The organism is Streptomyces sp. NPDC052036, assembly GCF_040680495.1.
In the GTDB taxonomy this organism is placed as follows: domain Bacteria; phylum Actinomycetota; class Actinomycetes; order Streptomycetales; family Streptomycetaceae; genus Streptomyces.
Genome location: NZ_JBFAWW010000125.1, coordinates 1 through 1,470 on the forward strand (window position 1 = coordinate 1; position 1,470 = coordinate 1,470).

The following is a 1,470-nucleotide window of genomic DNA, read 5'->3' on the forward strand; positions in this document are numbered from 1 at the left end:
CGCTGGGAGGGTACGTCCTGGGCACGCTGCCCCCGGCGGACATGGAACAGGTGCGCATCCACCTCGCGGAATGCGCCGATTGCCGGGCCGAACACGCCCAGCTGACGGGACTGCCCGCGCTGCTGGCGACAGTGACCGAAGCCGAAGCCTCCGGCCAGACAGTGCCGGCGGCCGACGCCGACCTGGCCGACCAGCTGGTGGCACGGGCAGCCCAAAACACGCAGGACTCCCTGCCTGAACGACCCAGTGTGCCAGCGGTCTCGCATGCGCCGCAGGGGGGTGCGCTGGAGAGGCTGCTCCGGCAGGCCGCGACCCGGCGCCGCAGGACCTGGCGTCTGCAACTGGCCGGCGCTGCCGCCTCGCTGACGTTCATCGCGGCAGCGGCCGGCGGCACATGGCTGGCGGCTGTCGGATCCCTGGGCAGTCAGGCGACGCCGCCCGGGCCGACCGCGCCGACCTCCTGGCGCACCTTCTCCGGAAGCGATCCCGCCACCGGCGTCTCCGCCTCGGTGAAGGTCTCGCCCGCTGCCTGGGGCAGTGTCCTACAGGTCTCCGCCAAAGGGGCACCTGCTGGAATCACCTGCCGACTGCAGGCGGTCGGGCCCGGCGGAGCCAGGGCGGACGGCGCTACCTGGCGGGCAGGCGAATACCCTCCCGGCACCACGATCCCAGGGACGGTTGACATGCCTCCGGGAGCCATCGAGCACTTCGAGATCCTCGTAGGCAACGGTCAGAAGCTCGTCACAATCCGGGCGTGAGGCCAGGCCAGGACGGTCGCGCCACTGGGCGGCCTCGCCACCCAGTGATTCGACCACAGCTGTCGGGTGTGAGCGCACGGCAGCGCAAGAGGCCAAGAAGATGTCGCCACCGAAGGGTCGGGCCACGGGCAGAGAAGGGGGCCAGCCAGTCGACTAGAAGCGAGCCGCTTCAAGACCGGTGGACCAGGCTGGAGGAGCACGCCGAGGACGTCCAGCCGATGGCCATCGCGAAGGCTTGTGCTCGTGACATCGGCTGCACAGGGATGCTCGTGATCACCGTCGTCGACCGATGCCACCACGCCGTACGGCTCCGGGATCGGCGAGATCGCCGACAAGGGCACCCGGCGGATGAGCTCGGAGGCCGACACTGGCACCTCTATGACCGAGGGGCTGGGCGCCATGCGCGCGGCGGCGGCTGGTGGTCGAAGCAACTGCCACCGGCCGGGAAAGGCCGCCTCCGCGGCCGGACGGATCAAGGTGAAAGTCGTCCGGGTGCACGACCGGCGGGTCGACTCCCCGGGGCCGGTCAGGTGCTGCGGCTGCTTCGCTTGCACAACCTGTCATCGGGGGGTGGGTCGGCGCCGGGGCAGTTCTACGGCTCGGCCGTGGGGCTCTGACCCACTCCTGTCACGCGGCTTCCGGCAGTGGCTGGCCGCGCCCGCCCCGCGACGGGCCCCCCCGGGGGGCCGGCGCGGGGCGGGCGCGGGCCAGC

The 1,470-nt window shown here is 72.0% G+C and carries 1 protein-coding gene; it reads left to right on the forward strand.

Annotated elements, in window-relative coordinates:
* The first annotated feature begins 2 nt into the window (after positions 1-2).
* Positions 3-758 carry a zf-HC2 domain-containing protein gene (locus tag AB0L95_RS42165; RefSeq protein ID WP_365171977.1) on the forward strand — a complete coding sequence of 252 codons (756 nt, stop codon included), beginning with the start codon at positions 3-5 and terminating at the stop codon, positions 756-758.
* Positions 759-1,470 lie beyond the last annotated feature (712 nt).